Below are 18,585 nucleotides of genomic sequence, written 5' to 3'. Positions count from 1 at the left end.
TGGGGAAGGACGCAGCCCAGGGGACGGGCGGGGAAGGAAGCGCCCATTGTACCCCATCCGACGAAGTTATCCACAGCGGCGACGCCTGCCGAACTGCCGCCGACAAGGATTTAATCATTGACAGAGAAAGGCTTTTCCCGGTTAAATACGCAGTTTCCGATCTTCGACCCCTGTTAGAGGCCAACATGAAACGCACCTACCAGCCCTCCGTCGTCCGCCGCAAGCGTACCCATGGTTTCCTGGTGCGCATGCGGACCAAAGGCGGCCGCGCCGTCATCAATGCCCGTCGCGCCAAGGGCCGGAAGCGTCTCGCCGTCTGAAGGCGCCGGCGGTGCGCGGCCCCCATCGGTGAAGGCCCGGTACCGCTTCCCCAAACGCAGCCATTTGCGGAAAACGGACGAGATCTCGTCCGTTTTCGATTTTCGGCGGCGCTCCGCGGGCGCCTATGTGACGGTCCAGGTCAGGCCCACCGACCTGGGTTTTCCCCGTCTGGCGGTGATGGTGCCCCGCCGGGTGGCCCCGCGCGCGGTGGACCGCAACTACATGCGGCGCGTGGTGCGGGAAGTGTTCCGGCTGTCCCAGCCCGGGCTGGGGAGCTGTGACCTGGTGGTGCGCATCACCCGCCGCTTCGGGCGCGAGGATTTCCAGACCGTGCGCCAAGAACTGTCCCAGCTTCTGGCTAAACTCTGCCCATGTCCCGACTCCTCCTTGGCCTGATTCGCGGGTATCAGCTCCTGGTGAGCCCCTTCATTGGCGCCCACTGCCGCTATCACCCCACCTGTTCGGACTATGCCTGCGAAGCGGTTCGCCGGCATGGCGCGCTGCGGGGAGCGTGGCTTGCCCTGCGCCGTATCGGCCGCTGCCATCCCTGGGCGGCGGGCGGCAGCGACCCGGTGCCGCCGGCGCGCGGTGAGCCCCCGGTCACGTCGGGCAGCTGAACGGGGCCCTTGCTTCGAGATTCTTCCGAGACCCTTCGATGGACACCCAGCGCCTGATTCTCTTCATCGTCTTTTCCTTTTCCCTCCTCCTTCTTTGGGAGGCCTGGCAGGACTACCACGCGCCCAAGGCCCCGGCGGCACCCGCTACCAGCGCTGCTTCCGCCGACGCCGTGCCCCAGCCCCGGCAGACGCTGGCGGGTACGCAGCCCCCCGCCGCCCAGGGTGCGGTGCTCCCCAAGGGCCAGCGCATCCGGGTGCGAACCGACGTGATCGAGGCCGAAATCGACACTCAAGGTGGCGATCTGCGCAAGCTGGTGCTGCTGCGCCATGGGGCGACCGAAGACCGCCGCAAGCCCATGGTGTTGCTGGCGGACGAGCCTCCCCACTGGTACGTGGCCCAAAGTGGCCTGCTGGGGCGCACCCTGCCCACCCACAAGGAGGTGTTCCAGGCCGAAAAGAGTGAGTACCAGCTCGCGCCCGGGGCAGGGAGCCTAGACGTGCGCCTGACCTGGCAGAGCCCCACCGGGGTGCGGGTGGACAAGGTGTATACCTTCCGGCCCGGCAGCTATCTCGTGGACGTGCGCTTCGACGTTCACAACGGTACCGCGGCCGACATCGATGCGGACGCCTATTTCCAGTTCCTGCGCGACGACAGCCCGCCCGCGGGGGAATCCAGCCTGATGCCCACCTATACCGGCCCGGCGATCTACACCGAGGCGGCCAAGTTCCACAAAATTGCCTTTTCCGACATCGCCAAGGGCAAGCCCCCGGTCAAGGCCCGGGACGGCTGGGTGGCCATGCTCCAGCACTATTTCCTGGCGGCCTACCTGCCGCCCGCCGGCCCGGAGCGGGAGTACTACACGCGCAAGCTCGCCGATCACCTGTATGCCGCGGGCGTGGTCCTGCCCGTGGGTCGCATTGCCCCGGGCCGCACGGGCAGTCTCCGGACGGGGCTCTACGTGGGTCCCCAGGACCAGGAGACCCTGAAGACCCTCGCCCCCGGCCTGGAGCTGGCGGTGGATTACGGCATGCTCACCATCATTGCCGCGCCCCTGTTCTGGCTGCTCAAGACCCTGCACGGCCTGCTGGGCAACTGGGGCTGGGCCATCATTGCTCTCACCGTGCTCATCAAGCTGGCCTTCTACCCTCTCTCCGCCGCCAGCTACCGTTCCATGGCCAAGATGAAGGCAGTCGCCCCGCGCCTGCAGAAGATCAAGGAGATGTATGGCGACGACCGCCAGAAGCTGCATCAGGCCATGATGGAGCTTTACAAGACCGAGAAGATCAACCCCATGGGCGGCTGTCTGCCGGTCCTGATCCAGATTCCGGTCTTCATCGCCCTCTACTGGGTGCTGCTCTACAGCGTGGAAATGCGCCACGCGCCCTTTGCCCTCTGGATCCAGGATCTCACCGCGCCCGACCCCTACTACGTGCTGCCAGTGCTCATGGGCCTGTCCATGATCGTCCAGACCAAGCTCAATCCCACGCCGCCGGATCCCATCCAGGCCAAGGTCATGATGATCATGCCGGTGGTGTTCTCGGTGATGTTCTTCTTCTTCCCCGCGGGCCTGGTGCTCTACTGGCTGGTGAACAATCTGCTCTCCATCCTCCAGCAGTGGCGCATCAATACCGTCCTGGGCGTCGAGACCAAGGGTGGGGCCAAGTGACACCATCGCCGCGGTAGCCACGCCCCCCGGCCGGGGCGGCATTGGGGTGGTGCGCGTCTCGGGACCCGCGGTGCGGGAAATCGCCCAGGCCCTGCTCGGCCGCGTGCCCGCCCCGCGCCACGCCACCCTGGCGGATTTCCGTGGAGCGGGCGGCGAGGTACTGGACCAGGGCATCGCCCTGTTTTTCCCTGCCCCCCACTCCTTCACCGGCGAGGACGTGCTGGAGCTCCAGGGTCATGGCGGCCCCGCCGTGCTTCAGCTGGTGCTCGAACGTTGCCTTGAGTTGGGGGCGCGCCTGGCCGAGCCGGGCGAATTCACCCGCCGCGCCTATCTCAACGACAAGCTGGACCTGGCCCAGGCCGAAGCGGTGGCAGACCTCATCGATGCCGCCTCCACCCAGGCAGCCAAAAGCGCCCTGCGCTCCCTGCGTGGGGAGTTCTCCCGGGAGATCCAGGCCCTCGTTGATGCGCTCATCGACCTGCGCATGCTGGTGGAGGCCACCCTCGACTTTCCGGAGGAGGAAATCGATTTCCTCAGCGCGGCCCGCGCCCGGGACAAGCTCGCCGACCTCCTGGCGCGCGTGGCCACGGTGCAGGCCCGCGCCCGCCAGGGCAGCCTCCTGCGCGAGGGGCTCCAGGTGGTGCTCATTGGCCGGCCCAACGTGGGCAAATCCAGCCTGCTCAACCGGCTGGCCGGCGAGGAGGTGGCCATCGTCACCCCCGTGGCCGGCACCACCCGCGACACGCTGCGCGAGGAAATCCACCTCGACGGCATTCCCCTGCACATCATCGATACGGCCGGTCTGCGCGACACGGCCGACGAGGTGGAGCGTCTGGGCATCGCCCGCACCTGGGCGGCCGTGGAGAAGGCCGATCTGGCCCTGGTGGTCATGGAAGCGAGCCAAGGTCTGGCCGAGGCGGACAGCGCCATTCTCGCCAGGCTGCCGGGGGGTCTGCCCGTGCTTAGAGTGTTCAACAAGATCGACCTCACCGGCGAGCCCGCCCGGCTGGAAGGCGACAGCGTTTACCTGTCCGCCAAAAGCGGGGCGGGCATTGATCTGCTGCGGCAGCGGCTGCTGGAACTGGCGGGCTGGCACCAGACCGGGGAAGGCGTCTTCATGGCGCGCACCCGGCATCTGCGCGCCCTGGAGCAGGCGCGCCGCCATCTGGAGGCGGCGGACCGCAACTGGCAGGCGCTGGAACTGCTCGCCGAGGAGCTCAAGCTCGCCCAGAACCAGCTCGCCACCATCACGGGGGAATTCACCCCGGACGATCTCCTGGGCGAGATCTTCTCGCGCTTCTGCATCGGGAAATAAGTCTGTGTGCCGCCGGGCGGGCGTTCAGCCCTCCTCGTCGGTCACCAGGTGAACCACGCCCCGCGCGGCAAGCCAGGCCCGCGCGGCCTGCGCCGCCAGCGTGGGGCCGGCGACATAGGCATCCATCTCCGTTAGCCCGGGGCGTGCGCCCAACGCCTGCTCCAGCACGCGCGGCACGACTTCCGCCTGGCGGCTGGCGGTGGCTTCCAGATCGCCCCCCGCCAGCACCGGGGTGAAATGCACGTGGTCCAGGGCATCGGCCCAGGCGCGGCCGAGATTGGCGGCATACAGGGACTCCGGCCGCGCGGCGACCCACACCAGATGGATGGCCGGCGCATTTTCCAGCGCCAGCGCATGTTCCATCAGGCTCTTGATGGGAGCGAAGCCGGTGCAGAAGGCGAGGAACAGAATGGGCCTAGTGGAGCGGCGGTCCAGCACGAAGTCGCCAAAGGGACCCTCCACCCCCACCTCCTCCCCGGGCGTGAGCGAGTGGAACACGTGGTCCGCGAAGGGATTGCCTTCCATGCGCCGCACGTGGAATTCCAGATGCCGGTCCTCGCAGGGACAGCTGGCCACCGGCAGCTCCGCCGTGAGGGACTGGCCAAAGGTCAGGCGCACCCGTTGCCCGGCCAGGAAACGCAGCCGGTTGCGTTTGGGGGTGCGCAGATGGAGCACCGCCACCTCGGGGGTGGGATGCTCCACGCCGCGTACTTCGGCGCGCAGGCTTTGCACGGGAATGTCCCGGCCGGTCTGGGCCACGGAAGCCTCCAGCACCAGGTCGGTCACCGCGGTGGTGGAACACAGCAGCACCTCGCCCCGCTCACGCGCACCCGGCGGCAGCTTGTACTCGGTCGGCCGCACCTGCCGGACTTCGCCCGACACCACCCGGGCGCGGCAGGTGCCGCACTGGCCGCTGGAACAGCCGTAGGCGAGGGGCACGCCGGCGCGCAAAGCGGCTTCCAGGATGGTGTCCCCCCCTTCCACGAAGAACTCTTCCCCGGTGGGCAGCACCCGGACCTGGGCGGCCATCACCCTGAGCAGGCTGTCCCGCAGTAGCAGGCCCCAGGCGCGGTCCTCCGTGGCCGGGGAGGCCAGCAGCTGATCGTGCAGCCACGCCTTGAGCCGGCGTGCCGTCCGGGCGGTGGCGTCGTCCTGTTGCGTCCACTCGTCCAGGAGCTGGTTCAGCCGTTCCAGCACGCCGGTGCTGTGGGCGAGCAGGGCCTTGGATTCCGCCAGTTCCTTCCCCATCTCGTGCACGCGCGCGGCCAACACCTCGGCAGGGGGCAGGGTGCGTTCGGCGATGCGGCGTCCGAAGGCTTTTTCCTTGATGCCCTCCACGTGTTCCAGGACGGTGTTGTCTTCCAGCGCCGCGTCCGGAAACACCCGCTGGAGTTCCTCCAGGCTCACCCGGCCATCGAAGGATTGCAACTCCCCGGCCTGGATCTTCTGCTGCAGGGTACCGCGCGAGGTGCCCACGAGGCGGGCGGCGCGGGCGAGGTTCAACAGTCTGGGCATGATGCGTACTTTGTGGCTCGGTCCTGTTTTCAGCTTAGCGCAAACCGTCCCGGCGGCATAAGCCCCTGTTTCTACACGGCGCCGCGCTTACGGCGGGCGCGCTTTTCACGTATCATGGACACCTTTTCCGGACGTTTCCAGCCATGGACTTCCCCCAGGTCTTCGGTGTCATCGTGATCGGTGGCGGCCATGCCGGCACCGAGGCGGCGCTCGCCTGCGCCCGCATGGGGGTGGATACGCTCCTCCTTACCCACAACATCGAGACTTTGGGGCAGATGTCCTGCAATCCCTCCATCGGTGGCATTGGCAAGGGCCACCTGGTGAAGGAAGTGGATGCCCTGGGGGGCGCCATGGCGGCGGCCACCGACGAGGCCGGCATCCAGTTTCGTATCCTCAATTCCAGCAAGGGCCCGGCGGTGCGCGCCACCCGTGCCCAGGCGGACCGGGTGCTCTACAAACAGGCCATCCGCCGCCGGCTGGAAAACCAGCCCCATCTGTGGATCTTCCAGCAGGCGGTGGACGATCTCATTCTGGAAGGCGACCACGTGGCGGGCGCGGTGACCCAGCTGGGGATCCGCTTCCGGGCGCGCGCCGTGGTGCTCACCGCCGGCACCTTCCTGGGCGGGCTGGTGCACGTGGGGCTTGCCAACTACCGCGCCGGGCGCGCGGGCGATCCGGCTTCCATCAGCCTCGCCGCACGCCTGCGGGAACTGAAGCTGCCGGTGGGCCGCCTCAAGACCGGCACGCCGCCGCGCATCGACGGCCGCACCATCGACTATTCCGTGATGACGGAACAGCCGGGGGACGACCCGGTGCCCGTGTTTTCCTTCCTGGGGGACGCAAGCCAGCATCCGCGCCAGGTCTCCTGCTGGATCACCCATACCAACCCGCGCACCCACGAGATCATCCGGGGCGGGCTTGACCGCTCGCCCATGTACACCGGGGTGATCGAAGGGGTGGGACCGCGCTACTGCCCTTCCATCGAGGACAAGATCCACCGCTTCGCCGACCGGGACAGCCATCAGGTGTTCGTGGAGCCGGAGGGCCTCACCACCCATGAGATCTATCCCAACGGCATTTCCACCAGCCTGCCCTTCGACGTACAGCTGGAGCTGGTCCGCTCCATCCGCGGCTTCGAGCACGCCCACATCACCCGCCCGGGCTATGCCATCGAATACGACTATTTCGACCCCCGGGCGCTGAAAAGCTCCCTGGAGACCAAGGCCATCCGGGGCCTGTTCTTCGCCGGCCAGATCAACGGCACCACCGGCTACGAGGAAGCCGCCGCCCAGGGCATCCTGGCCGGCATCAACGCCGGCCTCTACGTGCAGGAACGGGAAGCTTGGTGTCCGGGGCGCGGCGAGGCCTATATCGGGGTCATGGTGGACGACCTCATCACCCGCGGTGTGATGGAGCCCTATCGCATGTTCACCAGCCGTGCCGAATATCGGCTGTCCCTGCGCGAGGACAATGCCGATTTGCGCCTCACTGAAATCGGCCGCCGCCTGGGTGTGGTGGACGATGCGCGCTGGGAGCACTTCAACCGCAAGCGCGATGCCATCGCCGGCGAGCAGGAGCGCCTGAAGGACACCTGGGTCAATCCCCGCATCGTGCCCGAGGCCGATGCGGTGCGGGTGCTGGGCCAGCCCCTGGAGCGGGAATACAGCCTGTTCGACCTGCTCCGTCGCCCCGGCGTGAGCTATGCCAGCCTGATGAGCCTGCCCGGTGCGCTGCCGGAAGGGACCGCTCCGGTGAGCGACGCCCAGGTCGTCGAACAGCTGGAGATCCAGGCCAAGTATCAGGGCTACATCGAGCGCCAGAAGGAGGAAGTGGAACGCCATCGCGCCTTCGAGCACCTGCGCCTGCCGCCGGATCTGGATTACCGTGAAGTGAGGGGCCTGTCCATCGAGGTGCAGCAGAAGCTCAACGCCCACAGGCCCGAGACCCTGGGCCAGGCGGCGCGCATCTCCGGCGTGACGCCGGCCGCCATTTCCCTCCTGCTTGTCCACCTGAAACGGCGGGAGAAGAAAAGCGCATGACCGTGGCCAGCCTGGCGGACACCCTGCACGCGGGCCTCGAGGAACTGGGCCTGGCACTCAGCCCCCAGCAGGAGGCGAGCCTGCTCGCCTACCTGGATCTGCTGGTGAAGTGGAACAAGGTCTACAATCTCACCGCCGTGCGCGAGCCGGAGGCCATGGTCACCCAGCACCTGCTGGACAGCCTGTCGGTGCTGCCCCATCTGGGTGAACCGGCAACTCTGGTGGACGTGGGGGCCGGCGCGGGCCTGCCCGGCATTCCGCTGGCCATCGCCCGGCCCGGGATGCGGGTGCTGCTCGTGGACTCGAGCCACAAGAAAACCAGCTTCATGCAGCAGGTGCTGGTGGAGCTGGGGCTCATCAACGCCTCGGTGCTGTGCGATCGCGTGGAGCATCTGCACCTGCCCGCGCCCGCGGACGCGGCGATTTCCCGGGCGTTTTCCGATCTGCGGGAATTCGTGCGCCTGGCCCGACACCTGGTCGCGCCGGGCGGGCGGCTGCTGGCGATGAAGGGCCTCTATCCCCATGAGGAACTGGGCCAGCTGCCGGCGGATGTGACGCTGCGCGAGGTGATCCCGCTTCGGGTGCCGGGGCTGGCGGCGCAGCGGCATCTGGTGGTGATGGAGGTGGGCTGAAAATGGTCAGGATACTGGCGATTGCGAACCAGAAAGGTGGCGTGGGCAAGACCACCACCAGCGTCAATCTGGCCGCAGGGCTGGCCGCGGCCCGGCGGCGCGTGCTGCTGGTGGACCTGGATCCCCAGGGCAACGCCACCACCGGCAGCGGCATCGCCAAGAGCGGGCTTGAGCGCACGGTGTACCACGTGCTGCTGGAACAGCACACGGTGGCGGAAACCCGCCTCACTGCGCCCCAGGCCAAATACGATCTGCTGCCGGCCAACCGGGAGCTGGCCGGCGCCGAGGTGGAGCTGGTGGACGAGGAGCGGCGCGAGCGCCGGCTGCGCCAGGCACTGGAGGCTGTGGCCGGGGAGTACGACTACATCCTCATCGACTGTCCGCCGGCACTGAATCTGCTGACGCTCAACGGCCTGGTGGCGGCCCATTCGGTGATGATTCCCATGCAGTGCGAGTACTACGCGCTGGAGGGGCTGACCGATCTGGTCAACACCGTGAAGAAGGTGCGCGCCCATCTCAACCCGGAGTTGGAGATCGAGGGGCTTCTGCGCACCATGTTCGACCCGCGCAACGCCCTGGCCCAGCAGGTCTCCCAACAGCTCACCCAGCATTTCGGCGACAAGGTCTATAGCACCATCATTCCCCGCAACGTGCGCCTGGCCGAGGCGCCCAGCTATGGGCTGCCCGTGTTCTATCACGACCGTTCCTCCAAGGGCGCTCTCGCCTATCTCGCGCTGGCCGGGGAGTTCCTGCGCCGGCGCGAGGGCGTGGGGGTGACGCCGTGACACAGGAACTTCCATGGCAAAGATGAAAGGTCTGGGCCGCGGCCTTGACGCCCTTCTGGGAGGCGAAGCCGCGCCGTCCACCCCGGACACCCCGCGGGAACTGGACATCGGGCTTCTCCAGCCGGGCAAGTATCAGCCGCGCGCCCACATGGATCCCGCCTCCCTGGCGGAGCTGGCGGCCTCCATCAAGGCCCAGGGCGTCATGCAGCCCATTCTCGTGCGGCGTCTGCCCTCCGGCCGTTACGAGATCATCGCGGGCGAGCGCCGCTGGCGCGCCGCCCAGATGGCGGGGCTCCGGCAGGTGCCGGTCCTGGTGCGTGAGGTGCCGGACGAGGCGGCGCTGGCCATGGCGCTCATCGAGAACATCCAGCGCGAGGACCTCAACCCCATCGAGGAAGCCCATGGCATCCAGCGCCTGATCGAGGAATTCGGCATGACCCACGAGGGCGCAGCAGAGGCCGTGGGCCGTTCCCGCTCCGCGGTCACCAATCTCCTGCGCCTGCGCCAGCTGCCCCAGGCGGTACAGGACATGGTGCTCGCCGGCACGCTGGACATGGGTCATGCGCGGGCGCTTCTGCCGCTGCCGGCCGCCCAGCAGCTCACCGTGGCCCACGAGGTGGCGGCCAAGGGGCTGTCGGTGCGGGAAACGGAAAGACTGGTGGCGCGCCTGCTCAAACCCGCCCGCCCCGCGCAGCGCGCCGAACCGGATCGCGACATCCTGCGTCTGCAGGAAGAGCTGTCGGAGACACTGGGTGCGACCGTGCGCATCCGTCACGGGCGCCGGGGTGCGGGCAGCCTCACCATCGATTACGCCAATCTCGACCAGCTCGATGCCATCCTCGCCCGCCTGCGCGGCGCATGAGGGTTTATCAGTGTTTCCTGAATTGGTAACATACGGCGGCTTTTTCCGGGGTATTTGACGCTTTTATAAGCCCCTGGCTATAATCGCGGTCTTTTCTCGGTTTGCCGCCCATGAGACCCGCCTGGGGAGCGCAGCGTGGAATCCGGCATCCCCGGCAGGTGCTGAATTTGCAGCTCGTCCTGTTGGTGCTTGCCACCGGGGCCGCGTTGCAGCTGTCGGGCCCGGCGGCGGCCGAGGCAGCCTCGTTCGGCGTTTTGATCGCCCTCGCGAACACCGCTTTGCTGATGTGGCGCATGCGCCGGGGCGCGCAAGGGGAGAACATGGCGCGCCGCCCGCTCGCGGGGGCCTACCGATCCAGTCTGGAGCGCTTCGCGCTGGTCGCCCTGCTGCTGGGCCTGGGGCTGGGCGCCATCGGCCTCGAGCCCCTGGCGCTGACGGCGGGCTTTGTCGTGGGCCAGCTGGGCTGGTTCATCGCCCCCCTGCTGCATGGAACGGATACCTGAGCCAAGAAGCGAAAACATGTCGTCTGAAAACCTCACTTCGTCCGACTACATCAAGCATCACCTGCAGAACCTCACCTTCGGCAAGCTGCCCGCGGGCACCGAGCGGGAGATCGATGGCCAGAAGGTGGTGTTGCAGCAGGACACCTGGACCTTCGCCCACTCCGCCGCCGAGGCCAAGCAGATGGGGTTCTGGGCCATCCATGTGGATTCCATGTTCTGGTCCATCACCCTCGGCCTGGTGTTTCTCTGGTTCTTCCGCCGTGTGGCGCGTCGGGTGACATCGGGCGTGCCCGGCCTGGCGCAGAATTTCGCGGAATGGATCTGCGAGTTCGTCGATACCAACGTCCGGGGCTCCTTCGCCGGCAAGAACGACCTGGTCGCGCCGTTGGCCATCACCATTTTCGCCTGGGTGTTCCTGCTCAATCTCATGGACCTGCTGCCGGTGGACTGGCTGCCCTTCCTTGCCGGCCAGCTGGGTGCGAGCCTGTTTGGAATGGATCCCCACCACGTCTATTTCAAGGTGGTGCCCACCACGGATCCCAACATCACCTTCGGCCTGTCCCTCGCCGTGTTCGTGCTGATGCTCTACTACAGCTTCAAGATCAAGGGCGCGGGCGGCTTCCTGGGCGAGCTCACCCTGCACCCGTTCAGCTCGAAAAACCCCCTGCTGCAGGCCCTGTTCATCCCTGTCAATTTCCTGCTGGAATTCGTCTCCCTGCTGGCCAAGCCCCTGTCCCTGTCGCTGCGACTGTACGGCAACATGTATGCCGGCGAGATGATCTTCATCCTCATCGCGCTGATGTACGGCGGCTGGATCCTGGGCCTGTTCGGCGGCCTGCTGCAGTTGGGCTGGGCCATCTTCCACATCCTGATCATCACGCTGCAGGCGTTCATCTTCATGACGCTGACCATCGTTTACATGGACATGGCGCACACCGTGCCCGAGCACCATTGAGGCGCCGCCACGCAAAGGTTCTGGTTTGATTCTTTGATTCTGCAAACAGGAGAGTGCAATGACTGAAATCCAAGCAATGCTGATCATCGCCGGTGCCATCATGATGGGCCTGGGCGCCTTGGGTGCCGCCATCGGCATCGGTGTCCTGGGCGGGCGTTTCCTGGAGGGCGCCGCGCGCCAGCCGGAGCTGATCCCGATGCTGCGGACCCAGTTCTTCATCATGATGGGTCTGACCGACGCCGTGCCGATGATCGCCGTGGGTGTGTCGTTCTACGTCATCTTCGCCCTGGCCGGTTAAGCCTGTCTCCCACAGGCCCTCTCAAAGGGTAGACGCATGAACATCAATCTCACCTTGATCGGGCAGTCGATCACGTTCGCCGTGTTCGTCTGGTTCTGCATGAAGTACGTGTGGCCGCCCATCATGGCTGCGCTGGCGGAACGCAAAAAGCTCATCGCGGATGGGCTGGCTGCCGGTGAGCGGGGCAAGCACGAGCTGGAGCTCGCTTCCAAGCGGGCCGCCGATGTGCTGCGCGAAGCCAAGCAGCAGGCCGCGGAGGTGATCGCCCAGGCGGAGAAGCGTGGCACCGAGATCATCGAGGAAGCCAAGAATGCCGCCAAGGCGGAAGGCGACCGCATGATTGCTGCGGCACGGGCCGAGATCGAACAGGAAGCCACCCGCGCGCGGGAGATGCTGCGCGACCAGGTGGCCGCCCTGGCGGTGGCGGGCGCCGAGCGCATCCTGCGCCGCGAGATCGACGCCAAGGCCCACGCCGACCTGCTGGAAGCGCTCAAGAAGGAACTCTGATGGCCGAACTCGTCACCGTCGCGCGCCCCTATGCCGAAGCGGTCTTCCGCATCGCTCGGGAAAGCGGCGCCTTCGTCGACTGGTCGCGCATGCTGGAGCTGTGCGCCACTGTCGCCAGGGACCCGCAGATGGCCGCGCTGATCGCCGACCCGAACGTGCCGCCCGCCGATCTGGCGCGGGTGTTTCTCGGCGTGTGCGGGACCGGCGTCACGGATGCCGGCCGCAACTTCATCCAGCTCCTCAGCGAAAACGATCGCCTGGCCCTGCTGCCCACCATCGCCGAACTGTACGAGGCGCTGCGGCGCGAGCACGAGAACGAATTGGAAGCGGTGATCGCCTCTGCCTTCCCCCTCACCGAAGAGCAGGTGCGGGATCTGGTGGCGGGGCTGGAGAAGCGCTTCGGCCGCCGCGTGAAAGTCAGCACCCGGGTGGAGCCGGACCTCATTGGCGGTGCGCGCATCACCGTCGGTGACGTGGTGATCGACGGTTCCGTGGCCGGCCAGCTCGCCAAAATGGCGTCCGCGCTCAAATCTTAGGAGTAGCTATGCAACTCAATCCCTCTGAAATCAGCGAACTGATCAAGAACAAGATCCAGGGCCTGGAAACCGGCGCGGACACCCGCACCCAGGGCACGGTGGTGTCCGTGACGGACGGCATCGTGCGCATCCACGGGCTGTCCGACGTGATGGCCATGGAAATGCTGGAATTCCCGGGCGACACCTTCGGCCTTGCGCTCAACCTGGAGCGCGATTCCGTGGGTGCGGTGGTGCTGGGCGATTACGAGCACATCACCGAGGGCGACACGGTCAAGTGCACCGGCCGCATCCTGGAGGTGCCGGTGGGCCCGGAACTCCTGGGCCGCGTGGTGGATGCCCTGGGCCGTCCCATCGACGGCAAGGGCCCGATCAACGCCAAGCTCACCTCCCCCGTGGAAAAGATCGCCCCCGGCGTGATCGCGCGCAAGTCGGTGTCCCAGCCGGTGCAGACCGGTCTCAAGGCCATCGACTCCATGGTGCCCATCGGGCGCGGCCAGCGGGAGCTGATCATTGGCGACCGCCAGACCGGCAAGACCGCCGTGGCGGTGGACGCCATCATCAACCAGAAGGGTCAAAACATGTTCTGCATCTACGTGGCGATCGGCCAGAAGGCCTCCACCATCGCCAACGTGGTGCGCAAGCTGGAAGAGTACGGCGCCATGGAGTACACCATCGTGGTGGCCGCTTCCGCCTCGGATTCGGCGGCGATGCAGTACATCGCCCCCTACGCGGGCTGCGCCATGGGCGAGTACTTCCGCGACCGCGGCCAGGATGCCCTCATCGTCTATGACGACCTGACCAAGCAGGCCTGGGCCTATCGCCAGATCTCCCTGCTGCTGCGCCGTCCGCCGGGTCGCGAGGCCTATCCCGGCGACGTGTTCTACCTGCACAGCCGCCTGCTGGAGCGCGCGGCGCGGGTGAACGAGGAGTACGTGGAGAAATTCACCAACGGCGAGGTGAAGGGCCGCACCGGCTCGCTCACCGCCCTGCCCATCATCGAAACCCAGGCCGGTGACGTGACCGCCTTCGTGCCCACCAACGTGATTTCCATCACGGACGGCCAGATCTTCCTGGAGACCGACCTGTTCAACGCCGGCATCCGGCCCGCCATCAACGCGGGTATCTCGGTGTCCCGCGTGGGCGGTGCCGCCCAGACCAAGGTGATCAAGAAGCTGGGCGGTGGCGTGCGTCTGGCGCTGGCCCAGTACCGCGAGCTGGCCGCGTTCGCCCAGTTTGCCTCCGATCTGGACGAGGCCACGCGCAAACAGCTGGAGCGCGGCAAGCGGGTCACCGAGCTGATGAAGCAGCCCCAGTTCAGCCCGATGAGCGTGGCGCAGATGGCGGTGTCCCTGTTCGCGGTCAACCGGGGCTATCTGGACGACGTGGATGTGAAGAAGGTGCTGGCCTTCGAGTCGGCGCTGCAGGCCCACATCAAGAGCAAGTACCCGCACATCCTCGAGAAGATCTCCGCCACCAACGACCTCGACGAGGCCACCGAGAAGGAACTCGCCGCCGCCGTCGAGGACTTCAAGAAGACGGGCACGTACTGAGGATGGACGGCAGGCGTGCCTGCCTTCACTGCTTGAGGAAACACAATGGCTAGCAGCCGCGAGATTCGTGCCAAGATCAACAGCGTCAAGAACACGCGCAAGATCACCAAGGCCATGGAGATGGTGGCGGCCTCCAAGATGCGCAAGGCGCAGGAGCGCATGCGTGCCGCGCGTCCCTACGGGGCCAAGATCCGCGCCGTGATGCGCCGCATGAGCTACGCCCGCACCGAGTATCGCCATCCCCTGCTGCAGAAGCGTGAGCAGGTGAAGGCGGTGGGGCTGATCGTGGTCACCTCGGACAAGGGCCTGTGCGGCGGTCTCAACACCAACGTCCTGCGCGTGGCGCTGGCGAAGATGCGCGAATGGGACGCCCAGGGCAAACAGGTGCAGGTGTGCGCCATCGGCAACAAGGGCTTCGGCTTCATGCAGCGCATGAACGCCAACGTCGTGTCCTATCTCACCCACATGGGCGATACGCCCCACATGGACAAGCTCCTGCCGCCGGTGACGGTGATGCTCGACAAGTACATGGCGGGCGAGATCGACGAAATCCATCTCTGCTCCACGGTGTTCGTGAACACCATGAAGCAGGAGCCGGTGATGATGCAGCTTGCGCCCATCGTCGACCAGCCGGACCAGCTGTCCCGCATCGAGGGTGGTGAGGACCGGGGCATCTTCGAGCATCACTGGGACTACATCTACGAGCCGGATGCCAAGGTGGTGATCGACACGCTGCTCAAGCGCTACGTGGAATACACCGTGTACCAGGCCGTGGCGGAACACATGGCCTCCGAGCAGAGCGCCCGCATGGTGGCGATGAAGGCGGCCAGCGACAACGCCGGCAACCTGATCGACGAGCTGACCCTGGTGTACAACAAGACCCGTCAGGCGGCCATCACCAAGGAGCTGTCGGAGATCGTCGGCGGCGCATCGGCGGTGTGAGAACCCGGGTGCACGCAAAACTTGCGGAGCGTTTTTCCTGCGCCCCGCGGCAAGCGCGAAAGATTTCGAATCTGGACTAATTTAGGAAACGACCATGAGCCAAGGAACTATCGTTCAGTGTATCGGTGCGGTGATCGACGTGCAGTTCGATCGCGCCTCGATGCCCAAGGTTTACGATGCGCTGAAAGTCGTCGGTACCGATCTCACGCTGGAGGTGCAGCAGCAGCTGGGTGACGGCGTGGTGCGCACCATCGCGCTGGGGTCCACCGATGGCCTGCGCCGTGGCCTCAAGGTGGACAACACCGGCGCCCCCATTTCGGTGCCGGTCGGTCCCAAGACCCTGGGCCGCATCATGGACGTGCTGGGACGACCCATCGACGAGAAGGGGCCCATCGGCGCCGAGCAGACCGCCTCGATTCACCGCCACGCGCCCAAGTTCGACGAGCTCGCCGCCTCGCGGGAGCTTCTGGAAACCGGCATCAAGGTGATCGACCTCATCTGCCCCTTCGCCAAGGGTGGCAAGGTCGGCCTGTTCGGTGGCGCCGGCGTGGGCAAGACGGTGAACATGATGGAACTCATCCGCAACATCGCGGTGGAGCACTCGGGCTATTCCGTGTTCGCCGGTGTGGGTGAGCGCACCCGCGAGGGCAACGACTTCTATCACGAGATGAAGGAAGGCGGGGTGCTGGACAAGGTGGCCCTGGTCTATGGCCAGATGAACGAGCCGCCGGGCAACCGTCTGCGCGTGGCCCTCACCGGCCTCACCATGGCGGAGTATTTCCGCGACGAGGGCCGGGACGTGCTGCTGTTCATCGACAATATCTACCGCTACACCCTGGCCGGTACCGAGGTGTCGGCGCTGCTGGGCCGCATGCCCTCCGCGGTGGGTTACCAGCCCACGCTGGCGGAAGAAATGGGCAAGCTGCAGGAGCGCATCACCTCCACCAAGGTGGGCTCCATCACTTCCATCCAGGCGGTGTACGTGCCGGCGGACGACCTGACCGACCCGTCGCCGGCCACCACCTTCGGCCACCTGGATGCCACCGTCGTGCTGTCCCGGGACATCGCCGCCCTGGGTATCTACCCCGCCGTGGATCCCCTGGATTCCACCTCCCGCCAGCTGGATCCGCTGGTGGTGGGCGAGGAGCACTACAACGTGGCGCGCCAGGTGCAGGCCACCCTGCAGCGCTACAAGGAGCTGCGTGACATCATCGCCATCCTGGGCATGGACGAACTCTCCCCCGAGGACAAGCTGGTGGTGGCCCGTGCCCGCAAGATCCAGCGCTTCCTGTCCCAGCCCTTCTTCGTGGCCGAGGTGTTCACCGGTGCGCCCGGCAAGTACGTGCCCCTCAAGGAGACCATCAAGGGCTTCAAGGCCATCGTCAACGGCGAGTACGACCATCTGCCGGAGCAGGCCTTCTACATGGTGGGCACCATCGAGGAAGCCGTCGAAAAGGCGAAGACGCTCCAGTGAGGCAGGCAGCGGGGCAGCGCCCCGCTTCCCTGCACCCGGCGAGACCCTTGAGGGGAAAGCAAAGGTATGGCAATGACAATACACGTGGACGTGGTGAGCGCGGAGCAGCTGCTCTATTCCGGCCCGGCCGAGTTCGTGATCCTGCCCGGGGAAGCCGGGGAACTGGGCGTCTATCCGCGCCATGCGCCCCTGGTCACCCGCCTCAAGCCCGGTTCGGTGCGGGTGAAGGTGCCGGATCAGGAAGAGGAAGAGCTGATCTGGGTCAACGGCGGGCTTCTGGAAGTGCAGCCGGACGTGGTCACCGTGCTCTCGGACAGCGCAGTGCGCGGCAAGGACCTGGACGAGGCCAAGGCGCTGGAAGCCAAGCGCGCCGCCGAGGAGGCCATGAAGAATCGCACCGGCGCCATGGAGATCGCCAAGGCCCAGGCCGAGCTGGCGGAGGCCGTGGCCCAGCTGGCGGCGATCCAGCGCCTGCGCAAGCTGAAATAGCCCCCACGCAGGCAGGAAGGAGGCGGCTTGGGCCGCCTTTTTCATTTGGGCTTGCGCCATGCCGGCGGTTTATAATCCGGAACATCGCGGCCGGCCTTGCCTCGCACCCACTCCCGGCGCGCCTGAAGGCGGTTTCCCAGGACACCAACGCTGATCCGATCCCCGGGCTCCTCCATGACTTCACCCCTCAATGTCGTCGTTCTCGCCGCCGGCAAGGGCACCCGCATGTATTCCGACCTGCCCAAGGTGCTGCATCCCCTCGCAGGGCGGCCCCTGCTGCAGCATGTGGTGGATACGGCGCGCCGCCTGGCTCCCGCGCGCCTGTGCGTGGTCTATGGCTACGGCGGCGAGGCGGTGCCGGCGGCGATTCCGGGCCCGGACATTCACTGGGTGCATCAGGCGGAACAATTGGGGACCGGCCACGCCGTGGCCCAGGCCCTGCCCCATCTGGTGAGTGGCGGCGTCACTTTGGTCCTTTACGGCGATGTGCCCCTGACGCCGGAGGCCACCCTGCGCCGCCTGCTGGATCATGCCGGTCCGGACCGGCTGGCGCTGCTCACGGCCCATTTCCAGGATCCCACCGGGTATGGCCGCATCGTGCGCGGTGAGGCCGGGCGGGTGCTGCGCATCGTCGAGCAGAAGGACGCCAGTGCCCAGGAGAAGGCCATCACCGAAATCAATACCGGCATTCTGGCTGCGCCCACGGCCCGTCTGGGCGACTGGCTGGGCCGGCTGTCCAACGGCAATGCCCAGGGGGAGTACTACCTGACCGACATCATCGCCATGGCGGTGGCGGAGGGGTTGCCCATCGAGACGGTGCATCCCCATCACGAATGGGAGGTGCTGGGGGTCAACACCAAGCTGCAGCTGGCCGAGCTGGAGCGCATCTATCAGCGCAATCTCGCCTGCGCCCTGGCCGGGGCGGGCACCCACATCCTGGACCCGGCGCGCATCGACGTGCGGGGCACCCTCACCTGCGGTCGGGATGTCGTCATCGATGTCAACTGCGTGTTCGAGGGCCGGGTGCATCTGGGGGACCGGGTGCAGGTCGGGCCCCACTGTGTGCTGAAGGACGTGATCGTCGCGGAAGACACGCGGATTCAGGCCTTTAGCCACATCGACGGCGCCGAGATCGGCCCCGCCTGCCGCCTCGGCCCGTTCGCCCGCATCCGTCCTGGCACGAGTCTCGCTAACGAAGTCCACATCGGCAATTTCGTGGAAATCAAGGCCAGCCAGATCGGCGAGGGCAGCAAGGTGAACCACCTCAGTTATGTGGGGGATGCCAGCGTCGGCCGGCGTGTCAACATCGGCGCCGGCACCATCACCTGCAATTACGACGGGGCCAACAAGCACCGCACGGTGATCGAGGACGACGCCTTCATCGGGTCCGACACCCAGTTGGTGGCGCCGGTGACGGTGGGTGCGGGCGCCACCCTGGGGGCGGGCACCACCCTCACCCGGGATGCACCGGCGGGCAAGCTCACCCTCTCCCGCGTCAAACAGACCACCATCGAAGGCTGGCAGCGGCCGGTGAAGAAGAAGTGAGGGGCCCGGGCCCGCATCCTGACGGAGAACATC

The 18,585-nt window shown here is 66.6% G+C and carries 20 protein-coding genes; 19 read left to right on the top strand and 1 reads right to left on the bottom strand.

The features are described from left to right. The first annotated feature begins 185 nt into the window (after nucleotides 1–185). Genes rpmH through mnmE form a run of 5 tightly spaced genes read left to right on the top strand, consistent with a single transcriptional unit; the run spans nucleotide 186 to nucleotide 3,920 of the window. Nucleotides 186–320 carry a 50S ribosomal protein L34 gene (rpmH, locus tag ACZ42P_RS09380; RefSeq protein WP_347307630.1) on the top strand — a complete coding sequence of 45 codons (135 nt, stop codon included), beginning with the start codon at nucleotides 186–188 and terminating at the stop codon, nucleotides 318–320. Further along, the gene (rnpA, locus tag ACZ42P_RS09375) at nucleotides 280–717 is read left to right on the top strand and encodes a ribonuclease P protein component (protein WP_464897293.1); all 438 of its coding nucleotides are present in this window, start codon (nucleotides 280–282) and stop codon (nucleotides 715–717) included. The genes rpmH and rnpA overlap by 41 nt, the downstream gene beginning before the upstream one ends. Then, entirely contained in the window at nucleotides 693–938 is a 246-nt protein-coding gene (yidD, locus tag ACZ42P_RS09370; RefSeq protein ID WP_464897292.1) for a membrane protein insertion efficiency factor YidD, read from the top strand. Before rnpA ends, yidD begins: the two co-directional genes overlap by 25 nt. Before the next feature lie 38 nt (nucleotides 939–976). Beyond that, entirely contained in the window at nucleotides 977–2,605 is a 1,629-nt protein-coding gene (gene yidC / locus ACZ42P_RS09365; protein ID WP_464897291.1) for a membrane protein insertase YidC, read from the top strand. Then, a complete protein-coding gene (gene mnmE, locus ACZ42P_RS09360) occupies nucleotides 2,592–3,920 on the top strand; it encodes a tRNA uridine-5-carboxymethylaminomethyl(34) synthesis GTPase MnmE (protein WP_464897290.1) in 1,329 nt (442 codons plus the stop codon). Before yidC ends, mnmE begins: the two co-directional genes overlap by 14 nt. Nucleotides 3,921–3,944: 24 nt before the next feature. Here the strand turns inward: mnmE and ACZ42P_RS09355 are convergent, their stop codons facing one another. Then, nucleotides 3,945–5,435: a 2Fe-2S iron-sulfur cluster-binding protein gene (locus tag ACZ42P_RS09355; RefSeq protein ID WP_464897289.1), complete on the bottom strand. Its 1,491-nt coding sequence runs from the start codon at nucleotides 5,433–5,435 to the stop codon at nucleotides 3,945–3,947. A gap of 143 nt (nucleotides 5,436–5,578) precedes the next feature. Between ACZ42P_RS09355 and mnmG the strand changes: the two genes are divergently transcribed. From mnmG to glmU, 14 genes are all read left to right on the top strand, one after another. After that, nucleotides 5,579–7,474 carry a tRNA uridine-5-carboxymethylaminomethyl(34) synthesis enzyme MnmG gene (mnmG, locus tag ACZ42P_RS09350; protein ID WP_464897288.1) on the top strand — a complete coding sequence of 632 codons (1,896 nt, stop codon included), beginning with the start codon at nucleotides 5,579–5,581 and terminating at the stop codon, nucleotides 7,472–7,474. Continuing rightward, nucleotides 7,471–8,106 carry a 16S rRNA (guanine(527)-N(7))-methyltransferase RsmG gene (gene rsmG, locus ACZ42P_RS09345; protein ID WP_464897287.1) on the top strand — a complete coding sequence of 212 codons (636 nt, stop codon included), beginning with the start codon at nucleotides 7,471–7,473 and terminating at the stop codon, nucleotides 8,104–8,106. The genes mnmG and rsmG overlap by 4 nt, the downstream gene beginning before the upstream one ends. Nucleotides 8,107–8,108: 2 nt before the next feature. Beyond that, on the top strand, nucleotides 8,109–8,891 hold the full coding sequence (locus ACZ42P_RS09340; protein WP_464897286.1) for a ParA family protein: 783 nt from the start codon (nucleotides 8,109–8,111) through the stop codon (nucleotides 8,889–8,891). Between the two features lie 13 nt (nucleotides 8,892–8,904). Beyond that, the gene (locus ACZ42P_RS09335) at nucleotides 8,905–9,753 is read left to right on the top strand and encodes a ParB/RepB/Spo0J family partition protein (RefSeq protein WP_464897285.1); all 849 of its coding nucleotides are present in this window, start codon (nucleotides 8,905–8,907) and stop codon (nucleotides 9,751–9,753) included. A gap of 110 nt (nucleotides 9,754–9,863) precedes the next feature. Beyond that, nucleotides 9,864–10,256 (top strand): ATP synthase subunit I, encoded by a 393-nt coding sequence (locus ACZ42P_RS09330; RefSeq protein WP_464897284.1) that lies wholly within the window; start codon nucleotides 9,864–9,866, stop codon nucleotides 10,254–10,256. 16 nt (nucleotides 10,257–10,272) lie between these two features. After that, nucleotides 10,273–11,211: a F0F1 ATP synthase subunit A gene (atpB, locus tag ACZ42P_RS09325; protein WP_464897283.1), complete on the top strand. Its 939-nt coding sequence runs from the start codon at nucleotides 10,273–10,275 to the stop codon at nucleotides 11,209–11,211. A gap of 58 nt (nucleotides 11,212–11,269) precedes the next feature. After that, on the top strand, nucleotides 11,270–11,509 hold the full coding sequence (gene atpE / locus ACZ42P_RS09320; protein WP_347307862.1) for a F0F1 ATP synthase subunit C: 240 nt from the start codon (nucleotides 11,270–11,272) through the stop codon (nucleotides 11,507–11,509). A gap of 36 nt (nucleotides 11,510–11,545) precedes the next feature. Then, nucleotides 11,546–12,016, top strand: coding sequence for a F0F1 ATP synthase subunit B (locus ACZ42P_RS09315; protein WP_464897282.1), 471 nt, complete (start codon nucleotides 11,546–11,548; stop codon nucleotides 12,014–12,016). Further along, nucleotides 12,016–12,552, top strand: a complete 537-nt coding sequence (locus tag ACZ42P_RS09310) for a F0F1 ATP synthase subunit delta (RefSeq protein WP_464897281.1) — start codon at nucleotides 12,016–12,018, stop codon at nucleotides 12,550–12,552. The genes ACZ42P_RS09315 and ACZ42P_RS09310 overlap by 1 nt, the downstream gene beginning before the upstream one ends. Before the next feature lie 8 nt (nucleotides 12,553–12,560). Beyond that, nucleotides 12,561–14,102: a F0F1 ATP synthase subunit alpha gene (atpA, locus tag ACZ42P_RS09305; RefSeq protein WP_464897280.1), complete on the top strand. Its 1,542-nt coding sequence runs from the start codon at nucleotides 12,561–12,563 to the stop codon at nucleotides 14,100–14,102. Nucleotides 14,103–14,147: 45 nt separating this feature from the next. Then, nucleotides 14,148–15,044 carry a F0F1 ATP synthase subunit gamma gene (gene atpG / locus ACZ42P_RS09300; RefSeq protein WP_464897279.1) on the top strand — a complete coding sequence of 299 codons (897 nt, stop codon included), beginning with the start codon at nucleotides 14,148–14,150 and terminating at the stop codon, nucleotides 15,042–15,044. A 94-nt stretch (nucleotides 15,045–15,138) separates the two neighbouring features. Next, on the top strand, nucleotides 15,139–16,518 hold the full coding sequence (gene atpD, locus ACZ42P_RS09295) for a F0F1 ATP synthase subunit beta (RefSeq protein ID WP_464897278.1): 1,380 nt from the start codon (nucleotides 15,139–15,141) through the stop codon (nucleotides 16,516–16,518). A 66-nt stretch (nucleotides 16,519–16,584) separates the two neighbouring features. Continuing rightward, the gene (locus tag ACZ42P_RS09290) at nucleotides 16,585–17,007 is read left to right on the top strand and encodes a F0F1 ATP synthase subunit epsilon (protein ID WP_464897277.1); all 423 of its coding nucleotides are present in this window, start codon (nucleotides 16,585–16,587) and stop codon (nucleotides 17,005–17,007) included. A gap of 174 nt (nucleotides 17,008–17,181) precedes the next feature. Next, complete coding sequence (gene glmU, locus ACZ42P_RS09285; protein ID WP_464897276.1) at nucleotides 17,182–18,552, top strand: bifunctional UDP-N-acetylglucosamine diphosphorylase/glucosamine-1-phosphate N-acetyltransferase GlmU; 1,371 nt, start codon at nucleotides 17,182–17,184, stop codon at nucleotides 18,550–18,552. Nucleotides 18,553–18,585: the final 33 nt, after the last annotated feature.

This window comes from Thiobacter subterraneus, assembly GCF_055379455.1.
The sequence above is the reverse complement of the archived record's forward strand: the minus strand, read 5'-3'. Positions and strand labels throughout refer to the sequence as shown.